Here is a 3,244-nt window from a genome sequence, read left to right as displayed (position 1 = left end):
TCTATCCGATCGATACGATCGTTTTGAAAGTTTTGGAAAAACTGAGCGGCAAAAAAGTGGAAGAAGGACACATTGCTGAGATGATAGTTCTGAGGCACTTACTCGACGAATTAAGGATCCATGAGGGCCTGAACCTTTACTTTGGACCTTACTATTGGTATTCAAACAAAGGTAATGAAATAGATTTCATTCAAGAGGAAAACAGTATATTGGTACCCATCGAGGTGAAGTATCAAAATAAAATATCGAAGTCAGACTATTCGAGTATGTTGAGAGTATTTGGAAGGGGTATTCTAATCACGAAAGACCAAGTGTTTAAAGACCGAGGTGTCGTTGGAATTCCGTTGTGGTTGTTTGTGATTTCGCTTGGTTGAAGAGAAGACAAAATTTACCTATGATGCGATAAAGACTTCAAAAATCCAATGCCAGTGGACCACACTTTCAAAAATTCAGCTTTGTAGAGAAAGATCGCGACGATAAGACCAATGATAGAGGCCAAAACAGAAACGATCAAATTCCCAGAAAACGTGTGCAGGAAAGCGGAAAGAACAAAGATACCAACGAGCAAATAGATTTTCCTCAGATCATACGAAACTGGGTACAATCTTTTTGATACGTTCGATTCGATCGTGAACACGAAGATGAAAGAGAGCCCTGTTGAAACACTAGCGCCTTTTGGACCAAATAGGGGAACAAGAAGAAAATTGCCAGCAAGATTGAATAGGGCAGAAACACCTCTTGTAATGATGAACCAGTACGTTTTCTTTGAAAAATCTATTCCTCTTGCTACAACAATAGTCATAGTTACCATCACAGGATAAAGTATCAAGAAAGGAGATATCTCAGCGGACGTGCGGTAAGATTTTGCAAGAAGAAGAAAGATAACATCTTTGAAAGAAAGCAGTATAAAACCGGCAGAAAACACGAGGAAAGCCACATAATCAAGAGTTCTTTTGAAAAGCATTTTATTTTCCGGATTTTTCTCGTATTGCTCATAGGCGAAAGGATACCAGAGAGTGGAAAAACCCGTTGTGAACAAACTCATTGCGGAAATAACCTTAAATGCTGCAGAGTAAAGGCCTATGTCAGAAAAGTTTGTGTACAAACGAAGAACAAATCTATCAGTCCATGTAAGAAGCCACCAAAGAAGGCCAGAAAAGACGAACGGATAGCCATACTTCAAAATCTCACGAACCAGTCTTTTATCTATCCTCACCGGGAACCAGAACGATCTTTCAAGTGCTATTCCAAGGGCAAGTGCCACTATATTTGAAAAAAGCTGTGCGTAGAGTAAAGCATAGAAATCACGGTTTACAAAGAAAGCATAAAGCAATATGAAGCCAATTTGACTTACTGATTGAACCACTTGAAGTGTCGAGAAAAGGATTCCTCTTCCTCTGGATCTTACAAGATTTAGATTGAACGTTTGAAAAATTCCTGTCACAAGAGTTGCTATAAGAATAAGATAAGCGTTTGATATACGAGTTCCAACAAGAAAAGAATTGATAGGACCTTTGAAAACAAGAACAACAAACCCCACAAGGATACTCATAAAAATAGGAACAATCAAACAACTCCATAAAAGAGCAGACTTTTCTTCATCAGATTTTTGTGGAAAGAATCTCATCAACGAATTTGCAGTACCAAGAATGCTCACAAGAAGGAGTATGGAATACACAGTTGAAAACATCGTTGCTTTTCCGAACTCGGCAGGGTTGATCAACCACGTCGTGATCGGTGTGATGAAAAAAGAAATAATGGCTCTAAGCCATGTGCCGAGGGAAAAGGAGATGTATTTCTTTAAAAGATATTGTTCATTGAGCACAAAGACCCTCCTGAAGATTTGGAATTAGTCTTTCAAAGTTTTCATCACACGATCAATCAATTGTTCAGATGAAATTTCAGGCACTTTGAAAACGAGCTCTGGATTTCCGAATGCTTTGTACAAACCGAGGTTCTTTATTTTATAATAATCGTCTAAGTATATCGCAGCTGATGGAACACCGGTAGATAATGAGAACACACTGAAGTGATAGGACATACCCACCGTGAAACAACACTTTTTTATGACACCTTTTATCATCTCGGGTGTCAATGTATCGATTTTCACAAGATCATCAAGAAAGATACCAGGCACTTTTCCTTTCAAGAAAGAATTGTCGATGTATTTTTCGCTGCCTTCGTACGCGATCGGTATGAAGAGTGGAACGTATCCATGCTTTTGCAAATATATTGTGAGGTTTCTTATGTAGCTCACCAGTATTTCACCGTCTTTCCATGGTCTTATGCACAAACCAACGTACTTTTCATTTGTGAGTTTTACTGATTCGTCTATCGGAATGTCCCATGCGTCGTCTCTGGACAGTTTTATCTTCTGATGTTTCCTTCTCAGGTACTCGTAAGAAAGAAGTTCTCGAACGTAGAATGTATCCGGTATTCTTACAATCCTGTTGACCAGAAACTCCACCACTGCTTTATTTCTTCCAAAGAAAGGTCCAACACTTTGAGGTCTAAACTCAACGTATTTTCCTTTTTTCTTGAACTTTTTAGCGATCAAATAGACGTTGAACACATGAGAAGGATACAGACTGTTCAGATTCCCGCCCCCAGAAACGTACAAACTGTCAAAATTGGAAACATCTATGTCCAGAACATCCTTCCCCAGGAACCCCTGGATGTATTCTTTCTTAGAAAGAGCAGAAAGTTTGATAAAGCGAATGTCTTGGAATCTCTTCTTAGCCCTCTCTACTTCATAAGTCGTAACTGTTATCTCATACCTTCTATCGATCAATGTTTTGTACACAGCTTTGAACATCGCCTCATCACCAAAATTGCCATTGCCAACCACTGCTACAAGAAGGACTTTCATTTCTGGGTCTCCTTCAGTATAAGAGCATTTACCCTGCTCAGGTCACCCTTATCTATCGAGGGAAAATACCCTTCCAACTCTTTTAACGAAGTATCTACCAAATCCATTATCTGGCGCCAATGTTGGGGATGCTTGATTCTAAGAGTTCGAAAAGCCCTTTTGTACCATTTAACATATCTCCAAAACATTTCTTCTACCCTGTTAGGATAAAACTTTGCGATCATGTACCTTCTGTAAGCAAAACGCATCATGATTCCCGCTTTATTTGGTAACCTATTCAAACCAGATGAGATGTGCTCCAATCTTGCAGAGGGTATCATCAAGAGCTTAGCTCCTCTGTTGAACAATCGATGCGAAAACTCCAGATCTTCTCCC

The 3,244-nt window shown here is 39.3% G+C and carries 4 protein-coding genes; 1 reads left to right on the top strand and 3 read right to left on the bottom strand.

Annotated features, from left to right (window positions below; genetic code table 11):
* A partial coding sequence (locus tag J7K79_RS04675) for a DUF4143 domain-containing protein (protein WP_296905665.1) occupies positions 1–374 on the top strand: 374 nt, incomplete at its 5' end.
* 14 nt (positions 375–388) lie between these two features.
* On the opposite strand, the gene J7K79_RS04670 is transcribed toward J7K79_RS04675, so the two are convergent.
* The 3 genes from J7K79_RS04670 to J7K79_RS04660 form a co-directional block, all read right to left on the bottom strand.
* A complete protein-coding gene (locus J7K79_RS04670; RefSeq protein ID WP_296905664.1) occupies positions 389–1,825 on the bottom strand; it encodes an oligosaccharide flippase family protein in 1,437 nt (478 codons plus the stop codon).
* A gap of 24 nt (positions 1,826–1,849) precedes the next feature.
* Positions 1,850–2,869 carry a polysaccharide pyruvyl transferase family protein gene (locus J7K79_RS04665; protein WP_296905662.1) on the bottom strand — a complete coding sequence of 340 codons (1,020 nt, stop codon included), beginning with the start codon at positions 2,867–2,869 and terminating at the stop codon, positions 1,850–1,852.
* The coding region (locus J7K79_RS04660) for a hypothetical protein (protein WP_296905660.1) at positions 2,866–3,244 on the bottom strand (379 nt) is incomplete at its 5' end. The genes J7K79_RS04660 and J7K79_RS04665, both read right to left, overlap by 4 nt.

The sequence above is a fragment of the Thermotoga sp. genome (assembly GCF_021162145.1).
Taxonomy (GTDB): Bacteria; Thermotogota; Thermotogae; order Thermotogales; family Thermotogaceae; genus Thermotoga.
This window is presented reverse-complemented; position numbering and strand designations above follow the sequence as displayed.

Coding starts and splice junctions, on each gene's coding strand:
- J7K79_RS04665 (WP_296905662.1), bottom strand. CDS start 2,869: ATGAAAGTCCTTCTTGTAGCAGTGGTTGGCAATGGCAATTTTGGTGAT.